Source organism: Cupriavidus gilardii, from assembly GCF_013314895.1.
Taxonomy (GTDB): domain Bacteria; phylum Pseudomonadota; class Gammaproteobacteria; order Burkholderiales; family Burkholderiaceae; genus Cupriavidus; species Cupriavidus gilardii_C.
This window is the reverse complement of record NZ_JABTYE010000004.1, coordinates 1-26,364: the sequence shown is the minus strand read 5'-3', so window position 1 is coordinate 26,364 and position 26,364 is coordinate 1. Positions and strand designations below refer to the sequence as shown.

Below are 26,364 nucleotides of genomic sequence, written 5' to 3'. Positions count from 1 at the left end.
TGAGACTGAGCGCTTCCCAGCGGCGAAAGCCGTACTCGCGCAAGGCGGGTCGTAAGTGGTGTCCGGATCTGCTGTACAGAAAGGCGCCCCAGCGGCGCCTTTCTTATTTGTGGCCTACCTTTTGGTAGCAACTGGGTGACGTGGATGCGAAGCCTTTTCTTTGCAAGGTTGCGTTCCACTTCTAGAGAGAACGGCTCCAGGTGCGCAAAGTCGATGATCTCGCCCTGGAGGACTACAGGCGTGAAATAAGGTCGTGCCACGAACTGGGTCCTTGCAATCGCCCCTCTGAACGAGGCACAGGGCGGCCATTCTCGGAGAAACGCCACCTACCGGCTTCGCATGCGGAACGCTTCTTGCAGCTTTCGAACTTCCCCGAAAGTCAGGAGGCACCCATGCCATCGCAACGCCGAATCCTGGTGGTCGCGACCAACGTCGACCAGTACCAAAAAGTGGGCTTTCGTACCGGCCTGTGGCTCAGCGAACTCACGCACTTCTGGGATGTGGCCGAGGAAGCGGGCCATACGCTGCAGCTGGCGTCGCCGTCCGGCGGCATGATCCCGATCGATCCGGAGAACCTGATGCTGTCGGAACTTGCACGAAGTGCCGGCATGCGCAGCAGTGTTTTCAAACGCTATGAGGACCGGATCTTCATGGACCTGCTGAACGAGTCGGTCAATGTGGCAGCGATCGATGCGGGCGAGTTCGATGCCATCTACCTGACCGGCGGGCATGGCGTGATGTTCGACTTCCCGGGTTGCGAGCCGCTGGCGCGGCTGATTGCGGCGATGTACGAGCAGGGGCGCGTGGTGTCGGCGGTATGCCACGGTCCGGCCGGTTTGCTGGACGTGAGGCTCTCCAACGGCGAACTGCTGGTGCAAGGCAAGCGCGTGACCGGCTTCTCGTGGAACGAGGAGATCATGGCCAAGCGCGACTTCGCCGTGCCGTTCGGGCTGGAACAGGAGCTTGGCAAGCGGGGCGCGCAATACAGCAAGGCGATGCTGCCGTTCGCGCCCTATGTGGTCGAGGATGGAAGGCTGATCACCGGACAGAATCCGGGCAGCGCGTATGGCGTGGCCAAGGCGGTGCTTCGCACGCTGCGACTGTCGGAGCCGGCCGCCGAGCCGGCTTCAGCGTAGGGGCCAAACGCCAGGACGGCAGGGCCAGAAGGCTCAGCCGCCCTCGCCCATCGCCGGCAACACCCGGCCCGGATTCATCAGATTCTTCGGGTCCAGCGCCCGCTTGACCTGCCACATCAGCTCGAGCTCGACCTGCGACTTGTAGCGCCGCAGATCGTCGCGCTTGACCGCGCCGATGCCGTGCTCGGCCGAGATCGAGCCGCCTTCGCCGTGCGCGAGGCCATCGACCAGATCGGATACCGGCTTGTACCACTGCGCAAGGAACGCCTTCGCATCGGCGTCCTTGGGTCGCAGCGGATTGAAGTGGACGTTGCCGTCGCCCATATGGCCGTAGATCACCATGCGGGCATCGGGCACCAGTTCCAGCACGCGGCGCGAGGCCTCGTCGACGAAGTCCGCGATGCGCGACAACGGCACCGAGACATCGCACTTGATGCTGCCGCCGGTGCGCGTCTGCGCGTCCGAAATCTCCTCGCGGATGCGCCAGAAGGTCTGCGCGTCGGCGACGCTGGCCGCGATCGCCGCGTCCTGGACCAGTTCCTGTTCGTAGCCGCTTTCGAGGATCTCCAGCAGCGTCGCTTCGAGGCTGGCGGCATCCGCGCCGGAGCTCAATTCCATCAGCACCATCCAGTCGTGCCGCTGCGCCAGTGGCGAGGCGACATTGCCGAGGTAGTCGAGCACCAGGTCGAGTGCCGGGCCCGAGATCAGCTCGAAGGCCGTGACGGCGCCGCCCGACAGCCGCTTGGCCTCGCCCAGCAGCCGCACGGCCGCGTCCGGCGACCTCACGGCGACGAAGGCGACCGCGCTCGCACGCGGCTGCGGCATCAGCTTCAGCACCGCACCGGTGATGATGCCCAGCGTGCCTTCGGCACCGATGAATAGATGCTTCAGGTCGTAGCCGGTATTGTCCTTGCGCAGACCGCGCAGCGACGAATAGATGCGGCCATCCGGCAGCACCGCCTCGATGCCGAGCACAAGGTCGCGCATATTGCCGTAGCGCAGCACCGCGGTGCCACCGGCGTTGGTCGACAGATTGCCGCCGATCTGGCACGAGCCCTCGGAGCCGATGCGCAGCGGAAACAGGCGGCCGCCCTCTTCCGCCGCCGCGCGTGCGGCGGCCAGCGTCACGCCGGCCTGCACGGTCAACGTGTCGTTGACGGTGTCGATCGCCAGCACCCGGTTCATGCGGCGCAGGTTCAGTACCACGGCATCGCCGCGCGTGTCCGGCACGGCCCCGCCCATCAGCGAGGTATTGCCGCCCTGCGGCACCACGGGTACATCGTGCGCATGGCACCACGCCATTACCGCGCTGACCTGCTCGGTGCTCGACGGCAGCACCACCACGCTGGCCTTGCCGCGACTGATGCGCCGGTAGTCGGTGACGTAGGACTCGGTATCGGCGTCGGCAACGAGGCAGGCGTTGTCTCCGACGATGGCTTGCATGGCGCGCAGCGTGGCGTCGCGAGTAGAACTATCCAGGGACATGGTGACTAGAACTCGGGAAAGCGTTCAGTAGGCGGCGGAGGACGGCTGTGCGGGGGCGGCGCCTGCTTCGCGAAACGACGCCGCCAACTGACGCGCGGCCTTGGCGAACAGCAGCACATCGACGCCGGTAGCGACGAAGGTGCAGCCCAGCTCGAGATAGCGTCGCGCCAGCGCGGCATCGGATGTCAGCGTGCCCGCGGCCTTGCCGCTCGCGACGATGGTGCGCATCGCGTTTTCGATCGCGGCCTGGACTTCCGGGTGGCCTGGATTGCCGCGATGGCCCATCGACGCGGCCAGATCGGCCGGTCCGATAAAGACGCCGTCGATGCCGTCGACCGCGCAGATCGCTTCGAGATTTGCCAGCGCGGTCACGGTCTCTGCCTGCACCAGCAGGCAGACCTCGTCATCTGCGACATCGAGATAGTCGGCCCGACCGCTCCAGCGCGAGGCACGGGCCACCGCGCTGCCGACGCCGCGGATGCCCTGCGGCGGATAGCGCGTCGCGCTGACCAGCATGCTTGCCTGCTCGGCGGTATCGACCATCGGCACCAGCAACGTGGTCGCGCCGATATCGAGCAGCTGCTTGATCAGCGGCACGTCGCCCGCCACGGCGCGCACGACCGGCGCGCTGGGATACGCGGCAACCGCCTGCAGCTGGGCAAGGATGCTACGCACATCGTTTGGCGCATGTTCGCCATCGATCAGCAGCCAGTCGAAGCCGGCGGTGGCCGCGACCTCGGCCAGATACGGTTCGGCCATCGACAGCCACAGGCCGATTTGCGGCCGGCGGGCGGCCAATGCGGTCTTGAAGGAATTGGATGCGGGCATGACGGGTCCTGTCAAAGCGATGCGGTTCGATGGGCTCGGGACTGGCCTTGTAAGGCGTTGTACGGCGCTGTACAGATCGGTACGGCTGCGGTGGGGCTTCAGTCCAGCTGGCCCAGGCACAAATACTTCAAATGCAGATAATCGTCCAGTCCATGGCGAGAACCCTCGCGCCCGTAGCCGGACTCCTTGACGCCGCCGAACGGCGCCGCCTCGGCCGCGATGGCCCCTTCGTTGATGCCGACGATGCCGGTCTCCAGCGCCTGCGCGACGCGCCAGATGCGGCGCACATCGTTCGAATAGAAGTAGGCGGCGAGGCCAAACGGCGTGTCGTTGGCGTGGCCGATCACCTCGTCCTCGCTCGCGAAGCGGAAGATCGGCGCGACCGGGCCGAAAGTTTCCTCGCAGGACAGCGCCATCTGCGGCGTGGCGCCGATCAGCACGGTCGGCGCGTAGTAGTGCGGACCGTCCTCGGTACGCACGCGCTTGCCGCCCGTGACGACGCGCGCGCCCTTTGCGACCGCATCCTCGACATGGCGGGCGATCTTGTCCACCGCTCGCGCATTGATCATCGGGCCGATCTGCGAGCCCTCCTCGCTGGCCGGCCCGACCTTCAGCGCACCGACGCGGCGCGCCAGCCGTTCGACGAAATCGTCGTGGACGGCCTCGTGCACGTAGATGCGGTTCGGGCAGACGCAGGTCTGGCCGCCGTTGCGGAACTTCGACGCCATCAGTCCTTCGACCGCGGCATCGAGATCGGCGTCCTCGAACACGATAAAGGGCGCGTTGCCGCCCAGCTCCAGCGACAGCTTCTTCAGCGTGGAGGCGGACTCGCGCGCCAGATGCTTGCCGACCGGCGTCGAGCCGGTGAACGTGATCTTGCGCACGCGGCTGTCGGCGAGCCAGACGTCGACCACCTCGGGCGTGCGTTCGCGCGACGCGGTGACGATGTTCAGCACGCCCGGCGGCACGCCGGCGAGCTCGGCCAGATAGACCAGCGCCAGCGCGGTCAGCGGCGTGTCCTCGGCCGGCTTGGCGACCACGGTGCAGCCGGCTGCCAGTGCCGGCGCGATCTTGCGGGCGATCATCGCCAGCGGGAAATTCCATGGCGTGATCGCCGCCACCACGCCGACCGGTTCCTTCAGCACCAGCAGCTTGCGGCCCGGCACGGCCTCCGCCACGATATCGCCGCAGATGCGGACTGCCTCGGCCGCAAACCACTCGACATACGAGGCGCCGTACTGCACCTCGCCGCGGCTCTCGTGCATCGGCTTGCCCTGCTCCGCCGAGATGATGCGGGCCAGGTCTTCCTGGTGTTCGAGAATCAGCGCGTGCCAGCGCTGCAGCAGCCGCGCGCGTTCCTTGGCCGGGCGGCGGCTCCAGTCGGCGAAGGCGGCATGCGCGGCATCGGCGGCGCGGCGCGCATCGTCGGCCCCGCTGTCCGCGACTTGCGTCAGCGTCGCGCCATCCGCGGGGTTGGTGACGTCGAGGCGGTCACCGCTGGCGGCGGGCAGCCAGTGCGGACCAATCAGGTTCTGGCCGCGCAGCAGCGCGGTGTGGGAAAGCGGCAGGGACATGATCCGATGGAGGTCTTGGGAAGGACGGTGAACGGGACGGCGAGCGGGAAAACGCGCGACCGCCCACGCGAATCAGCTGACGATGCCCATATGCCAGGGCACGAACTCGTTGTCGCCGAGGCCGAGCAGCTCGCTGCGCGTCTTCTCGCCCGAAGCCACGCGCAGGATATGGTCGAAGATCCGTTGCCCCATTTCGGCAACCGTCAGTTCGCCATCGACGATGACGCCGCAGTTGATGTCCATGTCGTCGGACAGGCGCCGGTACATCGGCGTGTTGGAGGCGAGCTTGATCGTCGGCGCGGGCTTCGAACCGAACATCGAGCCGCGGCCGGTGGTGAAGCAGATCAGATTGGCACCGCTGGCGATCTGGCCGGTCACCGCGACCGGATCGTAGCCCGGCGAATCCATGAAGACGAAGCCGGCCTTGTCGATCGGCTCGGCGTACTCGTAGACCGCCTGCAGCGGCGTGGTTCCGCCCTTCATCGCCGAACCCAGCGACTTCTCGAAAATATTGGCGAGGCCGCCCTGCTGGTTGCCGTGGCCGACCACGCCGTTGAACTGCGCGTTGTGGCCGGCGGTATAGCGCTCCCACCAGGCCAGCCGATCGAGCAGCTTCTGGCCGACCTCCGGCGTGACGGCGCGCCGCGTCAGCATGTATTCGACGCCGTGGATCTCCGGGGTCTCCGACAGGATCGCGGTGCCGCCGTGGCGCACCAGGATGTCCATCGCCGCGCCCAGCGCGGGGTTGGCGGTGATACCCGAAAATCCGTCCGAGCCCCCGCATTCGAGGCCGATCTTCAGATGACTGGCGGAAACGGACTGGCGTTGCGCGGCATTGGCGGCAGGCAGCATCGATTCGATTGCCCGGATGCCGGCCGCGATGGTCTCGCGCGTGCCGCCGGTGTCCTGCATCACCATCGTATGCAGTTGATTGCCGGGCTGCAGCTGCTGTGACTCGACCAGCGACGCGACCTGATTGCGCTCACAGCCCAGGCCCACGATCAGCACCCCGGCCAGATTCGGATGACGCGCATAACCGGCCAGCGTACGCCGCAGCAGATCGAAATGCTCGCTGGGCGACGACATGCCGCAGCCGGTGCCATGCGCGAACGCCACCACGCCATCGACATTCGGATAGGCGGCCAGCCGCTCCCGCGTGAAGTGGTCGGCGATATGCCGAATCACGGTGGCCGAGCAGTTGACCGACGACAGAATGCCGATGAAATTGCGCGTGCCGACGCGGCCGTCCGCGCGCACGAAGCCCTGGAACGTCGCGCGCTCGGCCTCGGGCACATAGTCGATTGGGCGCACATCGGTGCAGAAGGCCGGATCGCGATAGAAATCGACCAGCTTCAGATTGTGCGAATGCACGTGCTCGCCCGGCGCGATATCGCGGTCGGCCACGCCGATCACGGTGTCGTACTTGCGCACAGGCTCGCCCTTCGCAATCGCGCAGGCGGCGATCTTGTGGCCGGCCGGCACCTGGGCACGGGCCCGCACGCCAAGCTCGGCCAGCGGCTGCCCCAGCGCCAGGTCCTGGCGCGCGATCAGCACGTTGTCGTTGGCGTGCAGGCGGATGACGGCATTGACGTTCACGTCGAACAATTCCTGTGGATGGCGATGGCGATGGGCGATGGGCGATGGGCGATGATTACTACGGTCCGGCTCGCAGGATCAGCTCTGCTGCAGCATTTCCTTGAGCTTCAGCCGCTGGATCAACTGCGTTTCCTGCTCGTAGACCGTCGCCACGTACTTCTTGTAGTCGGGCCCGTCGAGGTACATCACCGGCGCGTCGATGCGCGCGGCCACCTGCTTGAATTCCTTGCTGGCGACCGCGGCGCGGAAGGCGTCGCGCAACTGCTTCTCGATCGCCGGGTCCAGCCCCTTGGGCGCGCCGATACCGTTGGGCGCTTCCACAACGACGTCGTAGCCGAGCTCGCGCAGTGTCGGCGTGTCCTTGAAGCGCGGCGTCCGCTGCTCGCCCCAGGTCGCCAACAGGCGAAGCTTCCCCGACTCGACATGCGGCGCCCACGAGCTGGAATCGGCCAGCAGATCGACCTGACCGCCGAGCACATCCTGCAGGGCCGCCGAGCCGCCCTTGTAGGCGATCGCGTTGAAACGCACGCCCGCGGCCAGCGCGAACTGCTCCATGCCGACATGGGTGGCACCGCCGATGCCGGCGTGCGCATAGGTCAGCCTGCCGGGATTGGCCTTGGCCGCCGCAACGACTTCCTGCAGCGTCTTGTAGGGCGAACTTGCCGGCACCGCGATACCGAAGGTCTGGCCCGAGGTGCGCGCCAGATAGGTCAGCTCGGTGCGCGGATCGATCTCCAGCATGCCGAGCTGCGAGAAGCGCGTCACCGAGATCGGGATCTGGCCGATGGTGTAGCCGTCGGGCTTGGCGCGCGCCAGCGCGCGGGTGCCGATCATGCCCGAGGCACCGGCACGGTTCTCGACCACGATCGATTGCTTCAGGATGCCCGAGGCGACCTGGCACAACGCGCGCATCGATTGATCGGCGGTGCCGCCCACCGGCCATGGGCAGATGAAGGTGATCGGGCGTTCGGGATAGGCGGCGGCGCTGGCGCTTCTGGCCAGCAGCATGCCGGCGGTCCCGGTTGCGGCGGCTGCCGCGGCGGTGGCAACGCCCGCGCTGGCGCCCAGGATCAGACGGCGGCGCGCGGGATTGGTGGGGGAACCTGGGTTCATTTGTCGTCCTCGCACTGTGTTATCGGTGGTGGCCGGCGTGCATCGAGGCAACGCCATGGGCGGCATTGTGTCCGGCTACGACATAACGATCCAATCCATTATCGTCATTGCTTCATAACCTTTGCGTTAAGTAGACCACGAGGTAGACTGCGCGGCATGCCCCATATCGACCGCGCGCTGCGCTCCAATATCAAGCTACGCCATCTGCAGCTGCTGGTGGCGCTGGACGAGTTCCGCCATCTCGGCAAGACCGCCGAATTCCTGGCGATCAGCCAGCCCGCGGTATCCAAGACGCTGACCGAGGTCGAGAAGATGCTCGGTCTGGTGCTGTTCTCCCGCTCCACCCGCGGCACCGAGCCGACCGCGGCCGGCGAAGCCCTGATCCGCTTCTCCCGCCGTGTGCTGGCGCAATACGATCGCACGCGGGAGGAGATCGAAGCCGTCGATACCGGCGCCGCCGGCCGCGTGCGCGTCGGCGCAATGGGCGCCGCGCTGCCGGTGCTGCTGGCGCGCGCCACCGCCCGGCTGAAGTCGCGTTCGGCGCAGGCCACCGTGCTGATCGAGGAAGGCGACCTGACGCATCTGCTGCCCAAGCTGCGGCTGTCCGAACTGGACCTGATCGTGGGCCGGCTGGAACCGGGCTATGCGGCGCCGGACCTTGCCACCGAGGCGCTATACAACGAGCCGATGGTCGCCGTCGTTCGACCCGGCCATCCGCTGGCCAGCAGGCGCAAGCCGGGCTGGGCGGACCTGGCGAAGCTGCCCTGCGTGATGCCGCCACCGTGGGCCTCACTGCGAGTCAAGCTGGAGCAGGCGTTCCTGGGGCAGGGTTTGGAACCGCCATCGGACCGGATCGAGACCTCGTCCTATCTGGCGGTATCGACCTTCGTCGCGCAGCGCGACGCGGTCGGCTTCCTGGCGCGTTCGGTGGCACGACAGTTCGCCAGCGAGGGCAGGCTCGACATCGTCAACATCGCCGTGCCGATCGAGTTGCCGCCGGTGGGGATCATCACGCTGCGGGCATCGCGGGACGCTGGGCTGGGCGCCAGTGCCGAGCATCTGGTGGACTGCTTACGGTTGGCGGCTGCGGAGATGGAAACAGGTAAGAAGCCAGCACGGCGAAAGGCGAGCACATGAAAAACGCGCACGCGGCCGTCCTGAGCGGGGCTTTCAGTTCCATGCTGCGCTATTGGGATCCCAGCGCCCCGTTGCTTCCTCTGGTCGCGCGAGCTTGGCGATGATGGGCCCGAAGAAGCGGCGCAGTTCCTGCAGCAATTCAACGAATGGCGGCGGGCGTAGCGTCGGGGAGCTGCGGCGAAGAAAGCCAGTCCACAAGCCCCGCTCCTCTACGATCTTCGCGAACACTTCGGTCAGGCCAACGGGCATTTCAATAGGGATCGGGGTTTCGCGGCGCCGCAATGTTCCGCGGATCGCCTCCATCAGGCTGGAAAGCTCGAACGGGAACGTGCGCATCATGACCCAGATGTCGTGAAAATCCTTGATCCTCCCATTCGCCTCGCCGAAGCGAATCAGCGCCTCGAATTTCTCTGCCACCACGGTTTCGGGCGGATACATCAGGATGCTGGCGGCCGGAAGATCCGGTAGAAGGGTAGGAAAAATGCAGCGCTTCGGCGGCGGGTAGACATGGTCGCCAAATCCAATGTCCACCTGCACGTGGATGACCGCCTTGGCCAGTTCGCCTTTCAAGCTCAACTGAATGCCGTGGTAACGGTTTGCTTCACGCACCGGCTCCGCTTTCAATGTGGCCGGATCAAAAACGATGCCGTCGTCGGGCGCTTCCACGCGACAAATCCGGGTGAAGAGGCCAACGATGGCATCCGGGTCAGGGTCGCCCATGCCTAGCAAATCGAGATCGCCTGAGGGGCGGTATATATGCTCAGGCCACGTCAGAAACAGCGTGGCTCCCTTCAAAACATAGCGCTCCCCAGCATCCGTCAGGCCAAGCCGATAGAGAAGACGTTCGATGGCAAAGCGGGTAAGGACGCGCCGATAGTCGTCACCCCGCTGCTTGGCGTAGTTCAGCAGCCTCGCCCTGATAGACCCCGCGCAATTTCGAGAGGCCTTGCCCTTCATAGCATCGCCTTGATGTAGGGGTCCATCCGCCGGACAACCCGATTGATTGCGGCAAATTGCATCAGCTCGCTTGCCGTGGTCCGCCTTTGCTCCAATGCGTTCCGCAGCGCTTCAATGGCCACGTCCTCGCCGACATGGCGCCGATGTTTGAAGCAATCGGCAATCGTCTTGGCGATGCCATAAATCGGTACGGCGACACCCTCGATCCGGAAATGTTCGACACCTGCAGTCAGAGCCTCTCCGGTCGCTCGAACGATCTCCAGCTTGATGCTTTCGGCCTTCGGCGCTCTGGCCTTGTGGGGGATGGTGATCCACACCGCGTGCGGTAGCTGCGTCGTCAGCCCGTGGTATCGGAGGGCGCTGACCAGGCTAATCACGCCGCTCGGGACAAGCCGAGCGGCTTCCGCCAGATTGTGAGCGGCACTCTCCCCCACGAGTTCGGCATCCTGGTAAAGGCCCCGCCCCAGGCGGACGAGGTCACCGGAGTCGGTCAGCCGCTTCAGGTAGACAAGCGGGATCCCTGCCGCCTTGAAGTCCCGGGCACGCGCGATGCCACGGTCCTTGGCAAGAACCAGGGCGCGTTGGCGATGGGTGATTTGACTGGCAGCCATGGTGTTATCTAATGTCGGCAAATATGAAAAACTTGCCGACATATGGTAACGCTCTTTCGCTGGTAACGACATGGTTTTCATCGGCGTGGCGGCGTCCGCTTCAGAGGACCACCCCGCAGTGGATTAACGAAGGCTCCTGTGTATCCCAAGGGCAGCGCAGGCCGGCAGGTCAGGCGAGGCCGCGGTTGCGATTCACGCAAGGAAATGGTGGATACCAATAGGCGCCGCTGAATATGCGCGAGTCATCGAGGCTTTCGCAAGGACATGCTGGCGCGGACACGCGGTCCATCGGATAGAAAGATTGTTGGCCGTCAGCTCCGGGGGCCGGCGCTCATTTCCCCTGCCGCGCAGCACCGCCCTTGACCAGAGCCTCGATTGCCCTGGCCGCCGCCAGATGCTGCGGCACCGACAAGCCCTGCGCGGCAGTGACCGGCGAGATCTGCGCGCCCTGGGCGCTGCCGCGTGCCGTGAAGTCCGCGCCGGGCGCATAGACGTTGCGCGCGATTGCGCCGACCTCGGCGTCGGACAGATCGGCGGCTACCAGCAATTGCGCGGCGACGGCCACGGTGGCCACGCTGTTTGCCTGGTTCGCATAGGTGCCGGCGGGCACCGTATAGCGCAAATAACCACGGCCGGAATCGGCGAGCGCGGCGGCGGCCTTCTCGCTGAGCGGCAGCAGGCGCAGCGGAATCGCGGCCAGGGCGTCGCGGATGCTCTCCGATGGCACGCCAATGATCTGTATTACCGCGTCGACCTCGTTCTGCCGCAGTGCGACCAGCGAGGCGTTGATGCCCAGCTCGCGCCCGGAGAAATCCGTGGGCCGCAGGCCATGTGCGGCGAGGACACGCAGGGCGGTCCGCTGCGAAGCGCCGCCCTTTTCCCCGATGGCGATGCGCTTGCCGCGCAGGTCCGCCACCGTCTTGACGGCCGCATCGGCGCGCACGAGAACATGGACGGCTTCGGGATACAGACTGCCGATCGCGCGCAGCGAGGTGAACGGTCCATCGGCGGCGAAGTCGCCGTCGCCGCGATAGGCGTCGAGCGCCGCGTCGGCCTGCGCCAGCGCCAGCGAGGCCTTGCCCTGGCGCAGCATGCGCAGGTTCTCGTCGCCCCCGCGCGTAACCAGCGGCACGACACGGGTACCGGGTTTGGCGGCAAGGGCCTGGGCAAAGCGCAGGTATTGCCCGCCCTCCGCACCGGCGGCCATTGGGTAGCCCTGCTTGTCGCGTGCCAGCCGGGCGCGGATGCTGGCATGCGCGGCCGCCAGTTCCTGCGTGATCATCGCGTGCTGTTCGGGCGAGGATTCGGCCGGTACGGATTCGACGATGCGGCGCATGGCCTCCAGCATCGCCGCCGCGCCCTGCGGGGCACTGCCCGCATAGGCAGGCGCGGCGACCGGCCGATAACCTCCGGACGTCACGGGCACCCACCGGCCCTGCTCCTCACGGTACACCGCCGCACCATGCGCCCGAATGATGTCGCCGGCCTTGTTGCCGCCCAGCGCGATTCCTTGCACGCCCTTGGGCGCAGCGCCGAGTGCCGAGATCAGGCCGGCGACGCCGGGCGCATCCCATGCGCCGAAGTCGAAGTCGCGCGTCAGCTTCAGCTCCGCGTCGAAGTAGACGACGCGCCGGTCTTCACCGGGCGGACCGCGCCGATCGGTTTGCGAGCCCTGGCGGCGCAGTTCCGCGAGCTCCACCGTCCCCGGCGGGAGCGCCTGCGCGAGCCGCGCGGCGACATCCTTGCGCAGCGCGTCGGCATCCGGTCCGCGCTGGCATCCCGCCAGCAGCAGCGCCACGGTCAGTGCAAACAGCGCGGTGAACAGGCGGCGCACGGTCAGCCTCCCATCAGCGGCATCGCCAGCATCAGCGTCAGCACAAAGGCATTCATGATGTCGACGAAGAAGGCGCCGGCCAGCGGTGCCACCACGAAGCTCTTCGGTGCCGGTCCGTGCTTGGCGGTAATGGCCTGCATATTGGCCATGGCGGTGGCGGTCGAGCCCATATTGAAGCCGATGAAGGCCGCCGACAGCACCGCCGCCTCGTAGTCGCGTCCCATGAAGCGGAAGCACACCAGCACCACGTACAGCACGATAAAGACCACCTGCATCGCGATGATCGCCAGGAACGGCCCCGCGGACAGGGCCACGTCGACCAGATCGAGCGCCATCATCGTCATCACCAGGAACAGCGACAGGCTGACATTGGAGATCAGCTCGGCCGGCCGGTCGTCGAAGCGCACGCCGGCAAGCGGCAACAGGTTGCGGATCGCGATGCCGGTCAGCATGCACCACAGGAAGCCCGGTATGGTGATGGCCTGGCCCGAGAACAGCGTGGCCAGCCAGCGTCCGACCACCACCGCGACCAGGATGCCGCCGAGCGCGCCAACCGCGGCGACGGTCGTGATGGGAAAACCATGGGCCTCGGCCTCGACGCTCGCCTCATCCTCGCCCTGCGAGCGCAGCCGATATCGCGAGATCAGGTACTGCGCGACCGGCCCCGCGATAATGCCGCCGACGATCAGCCCGATCGTCGCCACCGTCATCGACAGCTCCATCACCGACTGCAGATTGTTGATCTCGGCGAAGCGCTCGGCATAGGCCGCGCCGGTGCCGTGCCCGCCGACCAGCGTGATCGAACCGCCGACCAGCCCGAAGATCGGATGCAGGTCCATCGCCTTGGCCATGCCGACGCCGACGATGTTCTGTACGGCGATATAGGGAAACAGCACGATCAGGAAGATGACCAGCGCCTTGCCGCCCTGCTTGAGCGCGCGCAGGTCGGCGGCCATGCCGACACCGGCAAAGAACATCAGCAGCAGCACCGGCTTGATGGCGGCATCGATGACGACGCGGAAGTCGAACAGCGCCTGGGCGACCGCCGCGACCGCGGCGAAGAGGATGCCGCCGGTGATCGGATCGGGAATGTTGTAGCGCGACAGAAAGGCAACCCGGCGATTGATCAGCGTACCGAGCAGCAGGACCAGTACGGCGATCAGCACCGAGGCGACCGGATCGAGGCGAATCTGCATCGAGTTCTCACCCTTGCCCGCCAGTGCCGGCGGAAAAGTGACGCGTATGGATCCATGCCAGCATAGACGCCACAAAAGCGAACCGCAATGCGCAAAAAAAATGCCGGACGCGATTCACCGCGTCCGGCATTCGGCTCGGAAGTTGTCGAAGGCTACGCCGCCGACTGCGTCAGCTCGGGCGTGCCCGCTGCGGCCGGCGCGACGGCCTCGCCCGCCATCGCCTTGCGCAGTTGCTCCTTGTCCAGCTCGCCTTCCCAGCGCGCGACCACGATCGCGGCGGTGGCATTGCCGACCAGGTTGGTCAGCGCGCGGCATTCCGACATGAAACGGTCCACGCCGAGGATCAGGGCCATGCCGGCGACCGGCACCGACGGCACCACCGCCAGCGTCGCCGCCAGCGTGATGAAGCCCGCGCCGGTCACGCCGGCCGCGCCCTTGGAACTGAGCATCGCGACCAGCAGCAGCAGGATCTGGTCGCCGAACGACAGGTGGATGTCGCAGGCCTGCGCGATGAACAGCGCGGCCATCGTCATATAGATATTGGTGCCGTCCAGATTGAAGGAATAGCCGGTCGGCACGACCAGGCCAACCACCGATTTGGCGCAGCCGGCGCGTTCCATCTTCTGCATCAGCGTCGGCAGCGCGGCTTCCGACGAGCTGGTGCCCAGCACCAGCAGCAGTTCCTCGCGGATATAGCGGATCAGCTTGACGATCGAGAAGCCGTTATAGCGCGCCACCAGGCCAAGCACGATCAGCACGAACAGCAGCGAGGTCAGATAGAAGGTGCCGACCAGCATCGCCAGGTTGGCCACCGACTTGATGCCGTACTTGCCGATGGTGAACGACATCGCGCCGAACGCGCCGATCGGCGCGACCTTCATCAGGATCGACACCAGGCGGAACACCGGCAGCGTGACCGCCTGCAGGAAATCGACCACCGGCTTGCCGCGCTCGCCGACCAGCGCCAGCGAGATGCCGAACAGCACCGCGACGAACAGCACCTGCAGGATGTCGCCATTGACCATCGGGCTCAGCACCGTGGTCGGGATGATGTTCATCAGAAAGCCGGTGATGGTCGAATCGTGCGCCTTGGCGACGTAGCCGGACACCGCGTTCGAATCCAGCGAGGCCGGGTCGATGTGCAGGCCATGACCGGGCTGGACCACGTTGCCGACGATCATGCCGACCGCCAGCGCCAGCGTCGAGAAGGTCAAGAAGTAGATCATCGCCTTGCCGGCCACGCGGCCAACCTTCTTCAGGTCCGACATGCCTGCGATGCCGGTCACCACGGTCAGGAAAATCACCGGCGCGATGATCATCTTGACCAGCTTGATGAAGCCGTCGCCGAGCGGCTTCATGCTCGAGCCGAGGTCGGGCCAGTAGTGGCCAAGCGCGATGCCGGCGACGATGGCGACCAGCACCTGCACGTACAGATGGCGATAGAACGGACGAGGCTGCGCGGCCGTGGCCGCGGCGGTGTGGGTGTCGATCATGCGGGTGTCCCCTGCCAATGGGCTGCCGGGCGCCATGGGGGCACGCGGTAGCGAGTTTCTTGAAATATCCTGGCCGAGCGGATGCGGCGCCGGACCAGCCGCTATCGCAATGCGTGTGCCAGCCAAATAGCTTTCACAAGTGGTTGATCTTTAAAGAAAAAATCCGGAAGCGCAGGTGGCTTCGCTGGCATTTGAGTGGAAATCCACATAGAATTCGGCCCGGTTGTATGGAAATCCACACAACCCGAACCGCACACGGGCCCGACCTCGGACCACGCGATACGCACCTCCACTCCGCCACCCGTTTTCCCCACCGATGGCCCAGCCGCCCGCCTCGACCCTGCCGACCGAAGACACGCCAGCGCGCCCATCGCTCTCGCCGCGCGCCGCTGTCGGCGTCGCGCTGGCGGTGCTGCTGATGCTCGCGCTGACCGTCGCGGTGTTGCGTTTGGTCGAGCGGATCGCGCATCGCGAGGCCGCCGCGACCGTCACCCAGCGCGCGCTCACGGCCGCGCAGTTCAACGTCGCCACGCTGCGGCGCGACCTGGAAAAGCACCGCGCGCTGCCATTCGTGCTGGCGCAGGATCCCGACTTGAAGAGCGCGCTGATAACCTCCGACCCGAAGCGCGTTGCCGCGCTGAACGGCAAACTGGAAGCGCTGGCCGCCGGCACCGGCGCGTCGGTGATCTACGCGGTCGACCGCCGCGGCCTGACGGTCGCTTCGAGCAATTGGCGCGGTCCCGACAGCTTCGTTGGAGAGAACTACGCCTTCCGCCCCTACTACCAGGGCGCGATGGCCGGCGGCGCCGCCGAGCACTTTGCGCTGGGCACCATCAGCCGTCGTCCCGGCCTGTACCTGTCGCACCGGCTGGTCGATGCCGCCGGACAGGCGGTCGGTGTGGTGGTCGTCAAGGTCGAGTTCCCCGGCCTGGAAGAAGACTGGGCGCATCTGGCCGAGCCGGTCTTCGTCGCCAACAGCGACGGCGTGGTGCTGCTGACGAGCGAGCCGGACTGGCGTTTCCGGTCCCTGGTGCCGCTGGGCGAAGCGGCGGCCGACCAGTTGCGGCGCAGCCTGCAGTTCGGCGATGCAACCTTCGCCCCGCTGCCGATCCGGTCGTTTTCCGCCACGGCCGGTGGCGCGCCGGCGCCCAAACCGCCGGCCAGCGGCGAGGAGGTGCGTGCCGACGTGCCCGGTCATTCGGCCGGCGACAGCTATATCCACGTTGCGCTGCCCGTGCCCTCCACGCACTGGACCTTCCATTTGCTGGCGCCCACCCGCGACGAGCGGACCGGCATCGCGGCACGGATGCAGGCGCAGGCGCTGGTGGTGCTGCTGCTCGCTTATATCGCCATCGCCACCGCGATCTACGCGCGGCGCCGCCTGCAGCGGCATAACGCCCAGCAGGCCGCGATTCGCGCCGAGCTGACCGCGCGGGTGCAGGCGCGCACCGCCGAACTGCAGGCGGCCAACGATCAGCTGCGCGCGGAAATGGAGGAACGCCGGCAGGCCGAGTTGCGGCTGCATGCCGCCCAGGAGGAGCTGGTGCAGGCCAACAAGCTGACCTTCCTCGGCCAGATCGCCGCCGGCGTTGCGCATGAAATCAATCAGCCGGTGGCTGCGATCCGCAGCTATGCCGACAACGCGGGCAGCTATCTGGAACGCGGCGAGGCCGAGGGGGCGCGCTCGAGCCTCGCGCGCATCGGCGCGCTGACCGAGCGCATCGGCGCCATCACGGGCCAGCTGCGGGCGTTTGCCCGCAAGGGTTCGGGCGCGCGCGAGCCGACGCCGGTCGATGCGGCGATCGACGGCGCGCTGCTATTGCTCGGCCCGCGGCTGCGCACGCAGCCGGTGGCCCTGACGCGCTCCGGCCAGACCGGCCTGCGTGTGCAGGCCGATCGCCTGCGGCTGGAACAGGTGCTGGTCAATCTGCTGCAGAACGCGCTCGACGCCGTGGCCGGCCGCCACGATCCGCGGATCGACATTGCCGTCCATGCGGACAGTCCGTGCGTGCGCATCGAGATCGCCGACAACGGCCCCGGCATTGCACCCGACATCGCCGAACGGCTGTTCACGCCCTTCTCGACCTCGAAGCCGGAAGGCATGGGGTTGGGGCTGGTGATCAGCCGCGACATCGTCGCCGACTTCGGCGGCGCGCTGGATACCCGCCCGGCCGATCGCGGCGGCGCGATCTTCACCATCACACTGAATTCAGCCCCATGACGCAAACTACCGAAGCGCAAGCCAGCCGGGGCCCGGTGCGCCGGGTTGCGCTGGTCGACGACGACCACGACGTCCGCGCGGCCGCTGCCGAAAGCCTGACGCTCGCCGGCTATCGGGTCGACGCGCATGCCAGCGCCCAATCCTTTCTCGACAGCCTGCGCGACGGCTACCCCGAAGTGCTGGTCACCGATATGCGGATGCCGGGGCTCGACGGCCTGCAACTGTTCGAGCGCGTGCTGGAGCGCGACGCCAGCCTGCCGGTGATCTTCATCACGGGGCATGGCGATATCGCGCAGGCGGTCGAGGCGATGCGCCGCGGCGCCTACGATTTTCTCGAGAAGCCCTACGCCACTCACCGGCTGCTGACCGCGGTCGGCCATGCGTGGGAGCAGCGCCGGCTGGTGCTCGAGAATCGCCGGCTGCAGGATGCCGCGGCGCAGGCCGAAAGCGCGTGGCCGCTGATCGGCGTGACGCCCGCGATGGAGCGGCTGCGCCAGACCATCCGCCATATCGCCGATGCGGACGTGGATGTGCTGGTGGTCGGCGAGACCGGCAGCGGCAAGGAAATGGCGGCGACCGCGCTGCATCGCTGGAGCCGGCGCAGCGCCGGCGAATTCGTCGCGCTGAACTGCGCGGCACTGCCCGAGAGCGTGATCGAGAGCGAGCTGTTCGGCCACGAACCGGGCGCGTTCACCGGCGCCCAACGCAAGCGGATCGGCCGCATCGAACATGCGAACGGCGGCACGCTGTTTCTCGACGAGATCGAAGGCATGCCGCCGTCGGTGCAGTTGAAGTTGCTGCGTGTGCTCGAGACGCGCAGCGTCGCGCCGCTGGGCACCAACGAGATGCGCCCGGTGGACCTTCGCGTGATCGCCGCAAGCAAGGTCGATCTCGGCGACCCCGCGCAGCGAGGCGAATTTCGCGAAGACCTGTACTACCGGCTCAACGTCGTCACGCTATATATGCCGCCCCTGCGCGAGCGGCGCGAAGACATCCCGCTGCTGTTCGAAGTCTTCACCGGCCAGGCCGCGCGCCGCTTCCAGCGCGAGGCACCGCCGGTCACCGATGCCGTACGGCGCTACCTGAACACGCATCACTGGCCGGGCAATGTACGGGAACTGCTGCATTTCGCCGAACGCTTCGTGCTCGGCGTGCATACGCTGCCGACGTCCCCCACCGCCCCGTCCGCGGCCTCAGGCGACACCGGCGGCGAAGGCACGCTGGCCGAACGGATGGACCGCTACGAAGCCCAGCTGATCCGGGACACGCTTGCCGCGAACGGCGGCAATGTACGGGCAACGCTGGAATCGCTGGGGATTGCCCGCAAGACCTTCTACGACAAGCTGCATCGGCATGGGATCGAGCGGCGGGAGTATTTGGCGGAGAAGGGGGAGTAGTCAAGGGACGACGCCACCTATTCATCGATCGGAGAAATCGCGCCATCCGGCGCGGTGAGATGCTGTGCCCGCTTTCGATTTTCGGTATTGCTCAACATGGGCGCTCCAGATTGGCTGGTCCGCAGCAATAAGGTATGCAACCTTCTGTCGGCCTCCGACCAAGCCGACCATGCAGCTTGAACCTGACAATGGCCGTTGCACCAGCGCGGCAAAGCATCATCGATCCACGCGAGCATCGCGACGCCTTCCTTATAGATCTGCCCGAGATCACTGGGGCTGAGCCACAGCACCGATTCGTGGTGAAAGACTCGATTTCGCAATGCCCGCAGGCGGTTCAAGATGGGTGACACGTTGTGGCGCTGACGCTCGACTTTGGGAAGATGCCGGAACATCTTTCTCAGCGGTTTCCACAGAAAAGCCTGAAACTCGGCGTTGAACAAGGTGACCCAGAAACCGAAGGTCAGTTCGGCAATGATCTTGTCCGGCGTAACGGGCTCTTTACGAAAGAGAAGTTTCGCCTTCGCGGCCACAACCTGCGAAGACTGCTTCTCGAACAGTGGAACACCTCTCCAAGCCTCCCACCAGTCCAACCTGCCGTAGTGGTCAACCAGCTGCCGATTGATTGCATTGCGCAAACACACCTCTACGACTGCCAGGAACGGAGTGAGAGCGCCGGCGATCAGCAGGTTATGGCGGTACGCCTCCATCGCCATGCTCCGATTACCACGACAGTGCGCCAGGTAGCGGCCGACCCTCGGCGACGAAAAGGCCTGTTCAAACTGTTGCCAATCCACAGCTCCTCCATGCTTTCGTGCGGTGCGCTATGGTGTGCCAGCCTCGCAGTTTTTTCGAGCGGAGCTCGTCGCGAAGTTTCGAATACGCCAAAGGTGGGGTAGAATCGCCGGGCAGCCCTAATCTGTCCTCTCCCGGATGACCATGCCGGTGATGACTCTAGGTACGTCAGTGGCCCGCCTCGCGCGGGCCGCTTCATTTTGTACGCCGCACAGCGGATGCCGGAAAAGCTCTGGTCCGGCGGACCACGATCCGATGCGCTACGGCTGCTTCTGTTGCGTGGCGACGCGACGGCGCGGCGGGGCCAACGGTTCGGCCGCCTCTCCGCCTGCCGCCTCCTCTGGGAACGCCGGCTCGGCCAAGCGCCTCACATGTTCCCGCAAGTCGCGCGGCCATGACTTCGTCAGCGTGATGAAACGCTGCCGGTCACCGGCATACAGCGCGCGGGACGCGTCCTCATAGCCGGGCTGGTTGCCCAGCATCGTCATCATGAAGCGATCAGCGGCTTGCTGCGCTTCGCGAATCGCCTGCCGTCCTCCATCCTGGGCACGCGCTTGCTCCACCAGTTTGCGCAGCGTCACCGATGCACCGCCTGGCTGGGCGGCGAGCCATTCCCAGTGGCGCGGCAGCAGGGTTACCTCGCGTGCCACCACGCCGAGCCTGGGACGGCCTGGCGTCCGGGGTTCGCCCTTGTTCTCTTCCCCTTCGCGTTCCGCCTGCTCCGAGGTCGGCTGTTGCCCCTGCGGCTGCAGCCTCGCGACGATCTCCTGATCCGTGCCGCGCAGATCGAAATCGATCTGTCGGCCGCTGCGATCATCGAAGATCAACACCGCCTGCGCAGACATGTCGTTCTCCTGTTGCGGGAGGGCTCGCTTGACGGCAAGGGCGACGGCGCCGGGCGCGCCGGAAGCCAGCAAGCGTTCGCCGATGAACGCGGTGCAGGTGGCTGGTTTCGACATGATGGATCTCCGTGAATTGGCGTCATTTTATCCGGGTAAAATCAGATGTCAATATTACCCGGATTAAATTTGCCCGCACGGTCGTCCCGCTGCCTTTCACTCCACCGAGATACCCCGTTGCTTGATCACCGCCGCCCAACGCGCCGTCTCTTTCTGGATCGTCTCGGCGAGCTGCCGCGGCGTGCCGCCGCCGACGTCCATCCCTAGCGTCGCCAGCTTGCTCTTCAGGCCCGGATCGGCCAGCACCTCGCCGGTCTGGCGGTTCAGTTGCTCGACTACCTGGGGCGGCGTGCCGGCCGGTGCCATCAGCGCGTACCAGGACACCGCCTCGAATTGCGGAAAGCCCTGCTCGGCGATGGTGGGCACATCGGGCAGCACGGCCGAGCGCTTGCCACTGGCCACGCCCAGTGCGCGTAGGCGGCCGGCCTGGATATACGGCAGCGCCGCCGACATCTGCGCGAACATCATCGTGACCTGGCCGCCGACGAGATCGGTCATTGCGGGGCTGACGCCCTTGTAGGGCACGTGGATCAGCTTGACGTTGGCGTCGAGCTGCAGCAGTTCACCGGCCAGATGCGCCTGGCTGCCGGCACCGGGCGAGGCGAAGGTCAGCTTGCCCGGCTGCTGGCGGGCGAGCTTGAGCAGATCGCCGAGGGACCTGGCCTGGACGCCGGGGTGGACCACCAGCACGTTCTCCGCCGTCGCCAGCATCGCGATCGGCACCAGATCCGCCGCCTTGTACGGCAGGTTCGGCATCAGCGAAGGATTGACGGCGATATTGCCGACCGGCACCACGGCCAGCGTATGGCCATCGGGCGTGGCCTTGGCGACCTGATCGACGCCGATCGTACCGGCCGCGCCGGCCTTGTTCTCGACCACGACCGGCTGGCCCCAGCGTTTGGACAGGCCATCGCCCACCGCGCGCCCCAGCACATCGGCGGGCCCGCCGGCGGCGAAGGGCACCACCAGCCGGACCGGCTTGGCGGGAAAGCCCTGCGCAGCGCCTCCACCCCCGCTGCCGCTGCCCTGCGCCAGCGCGCCCAGCGGCAAGCTTGCGGCAAGCAGCGCGCCCAGAATCGTGGAAAGCAATCGCGTCATGTGAATCTCCCCGAGTGGTCAGAGCAATCGATCGAACGTGTGCGCAACGGGATGCGAAGCGGTCAGGGCGATGCCGGCGCGGTCGGCTTCATTGGCCCATCGCACCAGACGATCGTAATCGCCCGGCACCACCGCCGCGAAACGGGACAGCCGCAGCGTGGCGAACGCTTCGGCGCAATCCGGATCGCAATGCGCGCGCAGCAGCGCGACGCGGAGCCGCTCGGCGACGCCTTCGTCGATGCCGGCCGAAGCGACCAGGGGCGGAATCGGCGCGCCATGCGTCACGGCGAGCGTGCGCAACTCGCCCATCCGTTCCGGCGCATGCAGGCGCAACAGGTCCAGCACATAACTGTCCACCACGCCAACCTCCGCCGTCCCGGCAATCACGGCCTCGATCACGTCCTGCGGGGTCGGCGTGGCCTCTTCGGTCGGCAGATACAACGCCCCGTCCACCAGCCCGAACTCCATCAGATAGCGGCGCGGCGCGTTGTAGCCCGAATTCGATTCCGGCAGCATGCACGCAAGGCGCGTGCCGAACGTCTGCGCCAGCGAGGTGCACGGCGCATCGGCCCGCACGATGAATTCGCTGAAATAACGCGGCAAGCCGCCATAGCGCGCCAGGTTCGGTACCGGCGCGGCCAGCAGCCGGTAACGCACTGGCGCGGTCGCGAACGGATAGCCGCACATCAGCACGCAGGCGCAGTCGTCGCGCTCCCACAGCGAGCGGATCGGCGCCGGTGGCTCGTGTTCGACGTAATCGAGCGCTACGCCGGCGCGCTGCGCCACGCGCATCAGCAGCGTCCGCCAGGCATCGGCCGCCTGCTCCGACACCGAATACATCCGTGCATTGGCGATCATGCGTACACCAGCCTTTGACCGATGCCCATGCGCTGCGCCTTCTGCATGACGGCGTGGCCGAGCGCGATGTCGCTGAGCGACAGGCCGCGGTGCCAGAACAGATTGGTCTCGTCGTCGCTCTGCCGTCCGGGCTTGCGGCCGGCGACAATCTCTCCGAGTTCGGCGTACAGCGTCTGCTCCGACAGCTTGCCGGCCTCGACATGCGCGCGCAGCGAGCCGAACATGCCGCCCTTGCACTGGCTCCAGTCGTCGACCACCAGCTTGTCCATGATGTCGGTCAGCGACAGCTCCACCGCGCTCATCGTGCCGTAGGGCACCACGAACGCGCCCTTCGCGATCCATTCGGTCTTCAGCAGCGGCGTGGGCCGTTCCAGCCGCGAGGCTTCGACCACGATGTCGGCGCCGCGCACGCACGACTCCCAGTCCTCGGTGACGACGATCGGCTTGCCGAGGTCGCGCTCGAGCCTGGCCGCAAACGCATTGCGGCTCTCGGGACGGCGCGAGTGCACGCGGATCTCGTCGAAGTCGAACAGGCTGTCGAGCAGCCGGATGTTCCAGTACGAGGTACCGCGTGCGCCGATATGGCCTAGCACCTTGCTGTTGCGTCGCGCCAGATGGCGGGCGCCCAGCGCGGTCAGCGCCCCGGTACGGGCATCGGTGATGAAGGTCGCGTCGATCACGGCCACCGGCATGCCGGTGCGTGGGTCGAACAGATTGAGCAGCGCCATTTCGGACGGCAGCCCTTGCTTGTAGTTGTCGACGAAGTCGCCGACGATCTTGACGCCCGCCAGTCCGAGCGGCGCGACATAACCGCGCAGCACGTTGAAGTGCCCGTTGAAGGCGGGGTCCGGAATCAGATGCATGCGCGGCTCGATCACGGTCTGCCCGTTGCCCTGCGCCACCAGCCCCTGCTCGACCGCGGCCAGAATCTCGGCGTCGGTCATCGCAAGCTGCGCGATGTCCTTGCCGTTGAGGTACGTCAGATGGATGTCGCTCATACCCTCTCCTGATGTTTTGGACGTCGTGAATCCCGTCGTGCAAGCGTCGTGCAAGCGCCGAAATCAGTGTAGGGAGCGCAGCCATGACTGTCATATGCTTATATATCGGTGATGCTTAACATCGTGTTATGTCATGAAAATCAATCTGCGCCAGATCGAAGTGTTCCGCGCGGTGATGCTGACGGGCTCCATCAGCGCGGCCGCCAAGCTGCTGTATGTGTCGCAGCCGGCCATCAGCCGCCTGCTGTCGCATACGGAGCAGCGCCTGGGCTTCGCGCTGTTCCGTCGCACCAAGGGGCGGCTCTATCCGACGCCGGAAGCCCGGCGCATGCTGGCCGAGGTCAACTCGGTCTACGAAGGCATCGAGCGGGTCAACGAGATTGCCGAGGACCTGGCGGCGAACCGTACCGGCAGCCTGCGCGTGTCGTGCAGCCCCAATCTGGGGCAGACGGTGCTGCCGCGCGCGATCGCGCGCTTTCGTCTCGCGCATCCCGAGGTGCGCATCGTGGTGCGCACACAGATCCCGGCCAATATGCTGCGCGCGCTGCTATCGGGACAGGCCGAGCTAGGCGTGTCGACCATGCCGCTGACGCATCCGAATCTGGAGGCGCGCGTGCTGGCGCGCAATCCGATCGTCGCGCTGGTGCCCGAGGGCCACCGACTCGCCGGCCGCAGCGCGGTGCGGCCGGCCGACCTGGCGGGCGAGGCGCTGATCGGCTACAGCGACGATGTGCCGTTCGGCCTGCTGATCCGCGAGATGTTCGGCGGCGAGGCCGACCAGCCCGACTTCAGCGTGCAGGTGGAGCAGGCTCACGTCGCCCGGGCGCTGGCGCAGGCCGGTGCCGGCATCGCGCTGGTCGACGCGATGACGGTGTTCGGGCAGAGCTGGCCCGACATTGTCGCGGTGCCGGTCAAGACCCGCATCACCGCGTCGGCGCAGATCTTCCATGTCGAGACCGAGCCGCTGTCGCGGCTGGCGCTGGATTTCGTCGATACGCTGGTGGCGATGATGAAGCGATAAAGCGCACGGCCGCGCGCCGGTGCCGGCCTTGCCGCTAATGGACGATGCCGCCCTTGACGAAGCGCACCGGCTCGGCGTCCATCCTCAGCAGCAGCGCGGTCAGCCCGTCGAGCGCCGGCTGGCCGCCCGCTGCGGGCTTCCGGGCCTGTCCGGACTCGCACAGCAGGTCGGCATCGGACCAGCCCTTCTGCTGCGGCGTGCCGCGGGCGCGCAGCCAGCCGTCGCGATCGGCCAGCAGCTCGGTGCCGGCAAGGCGTGAAGACGGCACACCGGCGAGCCGCGCCACCGCATCCCAGGCGAGCCCGGACACCGCCACGCAGTCGCTGCGAAATTGCGGCACCGAGGCAGGCGGCTTGCCGTCGGGCGTCACCAGCAGCGTCAGGAAACGCGGATCCTCCATGGGGATACGTTGCGGCGATCCATCGAAGGCCACCAGCCGCAGCCGTTGACCGCCGCGCCACTGCGCGAGCCGTCGCGGCGTGTCGGCGCCGCAGCGTATCGTCATGTCGGGAACGGGCACGGCCATCGGCCAGCTGCCTGCGGCCTTCGCGCCTTCGCCGGCCGCGAGCGCCTTGGCGTAGTCGAGCGCCGCCCAGATCTCCTCGTCGCGCAGCACCCCGGCGAAGGCCGGCATGACGAGGCGGCCATCGTCATCGCGCATGCCATCGGCGATATGCCAGAACAGCTCGCCATCGGCCCGGCGACCGAGCAGCGGGCCGCCCAGCGTCGGCGGCCAGCGCGGCAGCGTTGCCGCCAGCGGCCCTTCGCCGCGTCCGTCTTCGCCGTGGCAGGCCGCACAGTGCTGTCCATAGACGCGTGCGCCGAGTGCGATCGCTTCGACCGAGAAGCCGGTCGGGCTGGCATGAAAGCTGGTCGGCGCGGCGCGCGCGAACAGCAGCGCTGGTGCGGGCCAGGGGGCCAACACCAGGCACGCGGCGGCCATCGTCAGCAGCAGCGCACGGCGACGCCGCCATGCCAGCGCCAGCAGCATCGCCGTCAGCGCCAACCCGACCGCGATTCCGCTCCACGCCAGCTGCCGGGCCACGCCGAGATCGATCAGCAGGGTTTCGCCGGCGATGCGATGGCTCCAGGGCCAGGCCGGCTGTCCGTGCGCTTCGCCGGTCAGGCCCAGCCAATGCCATAGCCGCAGCAACGCGAACTGTGCTTGCTCGACGATGGTCAACAGCGCATCGAGCCAGACCGGCAACACCACGCCGTTCATCGAACCGCTCGCCCCACCGCTTCCTCGCGCACTCGCGCCATTGCGTGCGCCATCCCTTCGCCCATCACCAACTCGCGTCCAGACCCAGATGGCGCAGCGCCTCGTGCCGCATCTCGGTCAGCCGCGGATCGCCGCGATGGCGCGGATACGGCAGATCGACCTCGATCTCGGCGCGGATACGCGCCGGCCGATCGCTGAACACGATGACCCGCTGCGCCAGGAACAACGCCTCCTCGACATCGTGCGTGACCAGCAGGGCCGAGAACCCGGCGCGCTGCCACAGCGCGACCAGCTCGCTCTGCATCGCCAGCCGCGTCAGCGAGTCCAGCTTGCCGAGCGGCTCGTCGAGGACCAACAGGCGCGGATCGTTGACCAGCGCGCGGGCCAGCGCCACGCGCTGCGCCATGCCGCCCGACAGCTGATGCGGAAAGGCGCGCGCGAAGTCCTTCAGACCCACCCGTTCGAGCGCGGCGTCGACGCGATGGTGTTCGCGGCCCAGCAGTCCGCGCGCCTGCAGGCCCAGCGCCACGTTATCCCACACGCGTCGCCACGGAAACAGCGTCGGGTCCTGGAACACGACGATGCGGGACGGGTCCGGCTCCGCGATGGTCGCGCCGTCCTGCAGGATCTGCCCTTGCGCCGGCGCATCGAGGCCCGCGACCAGCCGCAGCAGCGTCGACTTGCCGCAGCCGCTCGGCCCCAGCAGCGCGACGAATTCGCCCGGCTCGACCTTCAGGTCCACCCGGTCGAGGACCTGCAGCCGCGTCTGGCCGTCGCCGAACCAATGGCTGACCTGACGCACCTCGATGCGCCGGCGCAAGGGCAGATCCTGCAGGAC

22 protein-coding genes are annotated in these 26,364 nt (G+C 66.9%); 5 read left to right on the top strand and 17 right to left on the bottom strand.

The window, feature by feature from the left end; genetic code table 11:
* Positions 1–392 precede the first annotated feature (392 nt).
* Entirely contained in the window at positions 393–1,136 is a 744-nt protein-coding gene (locus HTY53_RS04970) for a type 1 glutamine amidotransferase domain-containing protein (RefSeq protein ID WP_174105374.1), read from the top strand.
* Between the two features lie 33 nt (positions 1,137–1,169).
* On the opposite strand, the gene HTY53_RS04965 is transcribed toward HTY53_RS04970, so the two are convergent.
* The 5 genes from HTY53_RS04965 to HTY53_RS04945 all read right to left on the bottom strand — a co-directional run bounded on the left by HTY53_RS04965 (position 1,170) and on the right by HTY53_RS04945 (position 7,732).
* Complete coding sequence (locus HTY53_RS04965) at positions 1,170–2,579, bottom strand: FAD-binding oxidoreductase (protein WP_174105373.1); 1,410 nt, start codon at positions 2,577–2,579, stop codon at positions 1,170–1,172.
* Between the two features lie 66 nt (positions 2,580–2,645).
* Positions 2,646–3,449 carry a 4-hydroxy-2-oxoheptanedioate aldolase gene (hpaI, locus tag HTY53_RS04960; RefSeq protein WP_174105372.1) on the bottom strand — a complete coding sequence of 268 codons (804 nt, stop codon included), beginning with the start codon at positions 3,447–3,449 and terminating at the stop codon, positions 2,646–2,648.
* 98 nt (positions 3,450–3,547) lie between these two features.
* Positions 3,548–5,023, bottom strand: a complete 1,476-nt coding sequence (locus HTY53_RS04955) for an NAD-dependent succinate-semialdehyde dehydrogenase (RefSeq protein ID WP_174105371.1) — start codon at positions 5,021–5,023, stop codon at positions 3,548–3,550.
* 72 nt (positions 5,024–5,095) lie between these two features.
* Positions 5,096–6,619, bottom strand: a complete 1,524-nt coding sequence (locus tag HTY53_RS04950; protein WP_174105370.1) for a UxaA family hydrolase — start codon at positions 6,617–6,619, stop codon at positions 5,096–5,098.
* 78 nt (positions 6,620–6,697) lie between these two features.
* Complete coding sequence (locus HTY53_RS04945) at positions 6,698–7,732, bottom strand: tripartite tricarboxylate transporter substrate binding protein (RefSeq protein WP_174105369.1); 1,035 nt, start codon at positions 7,730–7,732, stop codon at positions 6,698–6,700.
* A gap of 156 nt (positions 7,733–7,888) precedes the next feature.
* Between HTY53_RS04945 and HTY53_RS04940 the strand changes: the two genes are divergently transcribed.
* Positions 7,889–8,869 carry a LysR substrate-binding domain-containing protein gene (locus tag HTY53_RS04940; RefSeq protein WP_174105368.1) on the top strand — a complete coding sequence of 327 codons (981 nt, stop codon included), beginning with the start codon at positions 7,889–7,891 and terminating at the stop codon, positions 8,867–8,869.
* 33 nt (positions 8,870–8,902) lie between these two features.
* Here the strand turns inward: HTY53_RS04940 and HTY53_RS04935 are convergent, their stop codons facing one another.
* The 5 genes from HTY53_RS04935 to HTY53_RS04915 form a co-directional block, all read right to left on the bottom strand.
* Entirely contained in the window at positions 8,903–9,826 is a 924-nt protein-coding gene (locus HTY53_RS04935) for a nucleotidyl transferase AbiEii/AbiGii toxin family protein (RefSeq protein WP_174105367.1), read from the bottom strand.
* Entirely contained in the window at positions 9,823–10,518 is a 696-nt protein-coding gene (locus HTY53_RS04930; protein ID WP_217435509.1) for a type IV toxin-antitoxin system AbiEi family antitoxin domain-containing protein, read from the bottom strand. Before HTY53_RS04930 ends, HTY53_RS04935 begins: the two co-directional genes overlap by 4 nt.
* A gap of 250 nt (positions 10,519–10,768) precedes the next feature.
* Positions 10,769–12,271: a TAXI family TRAP transporter solute-binding subunit gene (locus tag HTY53_RS04925; protein WP_368040911.1), complete on the bottom strand. Its 1,503-nt coding sequence runs from the start codon at positions 12,269–12,271 to the stop codon at positions 10,769–10,771.
* 2 nt (positions 12,272–12,273) lie between these two features.
* Positions 12,274–13,467 carry a sodium/glutamate symporter gene (gene gltS / locus HTY53_RS04920; RefSeq protein ID WP_174105366.1) on the bottom strand — a complete coding sequence of 398 codons (1,194 nt, stop codon included), beginning with the start codon at positions 13,465–13,467 and terminating at the stop codon, positions 12,274–12,276.
* Positions 13,468–13,619: 152 nt separating this feature from the next.
* The gene (locus HTY53_RS04915; protein WP_174105365.1) at positions 13,620–14,960 is read right to left on the bottom strand and encodes a dicarboxylate/amino acid:cation symporter; all 1,341 of its coding nucleotides are present in this window, start codon (positions 14,958–14,960) and stop codon (positions 13,620–13,622) included.
* Between the two features lie 316 nt (positions 14,961–15,276).
* Between HTY53_RS04915 and HTY53_RS04910 the strand changes: the two genes are divergently transcribed.
* Both HTY53_RS04910 and HTY53_RS04905 read left to right on the top strand, forming a co-directional pair.
* Positions 15,277–17,181 (top strand): sensor histidine kinase, encoded by a 1,905-nt coding sequence (locus tag HTY53_RS04910; RefSeq protein ID WP_174105364.1) that lies wholly within the window; start codon positions 15,277–15,279, stop codon positions 17,179–17,181.
* Positions 17,178–18,578, top strand: coding sequence for a sigma-54-dependent transcriptional regulator (locus HTY53_RS04905; protein WP_174105363.1), 1,401 nt, complete (start codon positions 17,178–17,180; stop codon positions 18,576–18,578). Before HTY53_RS04910 ends, HTY53_RS04905 begins: the two co-directional genes overlap by 4 nt.
* Positions 18,579–18,595: 17 nt before the next feature.
* Here the strand turns inward: HTY53_RS04905 and HTY53_RS04900 are convergent, their stop codons facing one another.
* The 5 genes from HTY53_RS04900 to HTY53_RS04880 all read right to left on the bottom strand — a co-directional run bounded on the left by HTY53_RS04900 (position 18,596) and on the right by HTY53_RS04880 (position 23,283).
* The gene (locus tag HTY53_RS04900; RefSeq protein WP_174105362.1) at positions 18,596–19,372 is read right to left on the bottom strand and encodes a hypothetical protein; all 777 of its coding nucleotides are present in this window, start codon (positions 19,370–19,372) and stop codon (positions 18,596–18,598) included.
* 258 nt (positions 19,373–19,630) lie between these two features.
* Positions 19,631–20,329 (bottom strand): DUF2239 family protein, encoded by a 699-nt coding sequence (locus tag HTY53_RS04895; protein WP_174105361.1) that lies wholly within the window; start codon positions 20,327–20,329, stop codon positions 19,631–19,633.
* Between the two features lie 96 nt (positions 20,330–20,425).
* Complete coding sequence (locus tag HTY53_RS04890) at positions 20,426–21,427, bottom strand: Bug family tripartite tricarboxylate transporter substrate binding protein (protein WP_174105360.1); 1,002 nt, start codon at positions 21,425–21,427, stop codon at positions 20,426–20,428.
* Positions 21,428–21,445: 18 nt separating this feature from the next.
* The gene (locus HTY53_RS04885) at positions 21,446–22,285 is read right to left on the bottom strand and encodes a phosphate/phosphite/phosphonate ABC transporter substrate-binding protein (RefSeq protein ID WP_174105359.1); all 840 of its coding nucleotides are present in this window, start codon (positions 22,283–22,285) and stop codon (positions 21,446–21,448) included.
* Positions 22,282–23,283: an ornithine cyclodeaminase family protein gene (locus tag HTY53_RS04880; RefSeq protein ID WP_174105358.1), complete on the bottom strand. Its 1,002-nt coding sequence runs from the start codon at positions 23,281–23,283 to the stop codon at positions 22,282–22,284. The genes HTY53_RS04885 and HTY53_RS04880 overlap by 4 nt, the downstream gene beginning before the upstream one ends.
* 133 nt (positions 23,284–23,416) lie before the next feature.
* Between HTY53_RS04880 and HTY53_RS04875 the strand changes: the two genes are divergently transcribed.
* On the top strand, positions 23,417–24,304 hold the full coding sequence (locus HTY53_RS04875) for a LysR family transcriptional regulator (protein ID WP_174105357.1): 888 nt from the start codon (positions 23,417–23,419) through the stop codon (positions 24,302–24,304).
* A 34-nt stretch (positions 24,305–24,338) separates the two neighbouring features.
* Here HTY53_RS04875 and HTY53_RS04870 read toward each other — a convergent pair whose 3' ends face one another.
* Together HTY53_RS04870 and HTY53_RS04865 are read right to left on the bottom strand one after the other, a co-directional pair.
* A complete protein-coding gene (locus HTY53_RS04870; RefSeq protein WP_174105356.1) occupies positions 24,339–25,526 on the bottom strand; it encodes a c-type cytochrome in 1,188 nt (395 codons plus the stop codon).
* Between the two features lie 64 nt (positions 25,527–25,590).
* Entirely contained in the window at positions 25,591–26,361 is a 771-nt protein-coding gene (locus HTY53_RS04865) for an ABC transporter ATP-binding protein (protein WP_174105560.1), read from the bottom strand.
* Between the last annotated feature and the right edge of the window lie 3 nt (positions 26,362–26,364).

Coding starts and splice junctions, on each gene's coding strand:
- HTY53_RS04895 (WP_174105361.1), bottom strand. CDS start 20,329: ATGTCGAAACCAGCCACCTGCACCGCGTTCATCGGCGAACGCTTGCTG.
- HTY53_RS04945 (WP_174105369.1), bottom strand. CDS start 7,732: ATGAACCCAGGTTCCCCCACCAATCCCGCGCGCCGCCGTCTGATCCTG.
- gltS (WP_174105366.1), bottom strand. CDS start 13,467: ATGCAGATTCGCCTCGATCCGGTCGCCTCGGTGCTGATCGCCGTACTG.
- HTY53_RS04940 (WP_174105368.1), top strand. CDS start 7,889: ATGCCCCATATCGACCGCGCGCTGCGCTCCAATATCAAGCTACGCCAT.
- HTY53_RS04910 (WP_174105364.1), top strand. CDS start 15,277: ATGGCCCAGCCGCCCGCCTCGACCCTGCCGACCGAAGACACGCCAGCG.
- HTY53_RS04890 (WP_174105360.1), bottom strand. CDS start 21,427: ATGACGCGATTGCTTTCCACGATTCTGGGCGCGCTGCTTGCCGCAAGC.
- HTY53_RS04905 (WP_174105363.1), top strand. CDS start 17,178: ATGACGCAAACTACCGAAGCGCAAGCCAGCCGGGGCCCGGTGCGCCGG.
- HTY53_RS04885 (WP_174105359.1), bottom strand. CDS start 22,285: ATGATCGCCAATGCACGGATGTATTCGGTGTCGGAGCAGGCGGCCGAT.
- HTY53_RS04930 (WP_217435509.1), bottom strand. CDS start 10,518: ATGAAAACCATGTCGTTACCAGCGAAAGAGCGTTACCATATGTCGGCA.
- HTY53_RS04915 (WP_174105365.1), bottom strand. CDS start 14,960: ATGATCGACACCCACACCGCCGCGGCCACGGCCGCGCAGCCTCGTCCG.
- HTY53_RS04875 (WP_174105357.1), top strand. CDS start 23,417: ATGAAAATCAATCTGCGCCAGATCGAAGTGTTCCGCGCGGTGATGCTG.
- HTY53_RS04955 (WP_174105371.1), bottom strand. CDS start 5,023: ATGTCCCTGCCGCTTTCCCACACCGCGCTGCTGCGCGGCCAGAACCTG.
- HTY53_RS04880 (WP_174105358.1), bottom strand. CDS start 23,283: ATGAGCGACATCCATCTGACGTACCTCAACGGCAAGGACATCGCGCAG.
- HTY53_RS04935 (WP_174105367.1), bottom strand. CDS start 9,826: ATGAAGGGCAAGGCCTCTCGAAATTGCGCGGGGTCTATCAGGGCGAGG.
- HTY53_RS04870 (WP_174105356.1), bottom strand. CDS start 25,526: ATGAACGGCGTGGTGTTGCCGGTCTGGCTCGATGCGCTGTTGACCATC.
- hpaI (WP_174105372.1), bottom strand. CDS start 3,449: ATGCCCGCATCCAATTCCTTCAAGACCGCATTGGCCGCCCGCCGGCCG.
- HTY53_RS04970 (WP_174105374.1), top strand. CDS start 393: ATGCCATCGCAACGCCGAATCCTGGTGGTCGCGACCAACGTCGACCAG.
- HTY53_RS04965 (WP_174105373.1), bottom strand. CDS start 2,579: ATGCAAGCCATCGTCGGAGACAACGCCTGCCTCGTTGCCGACGCCGAT.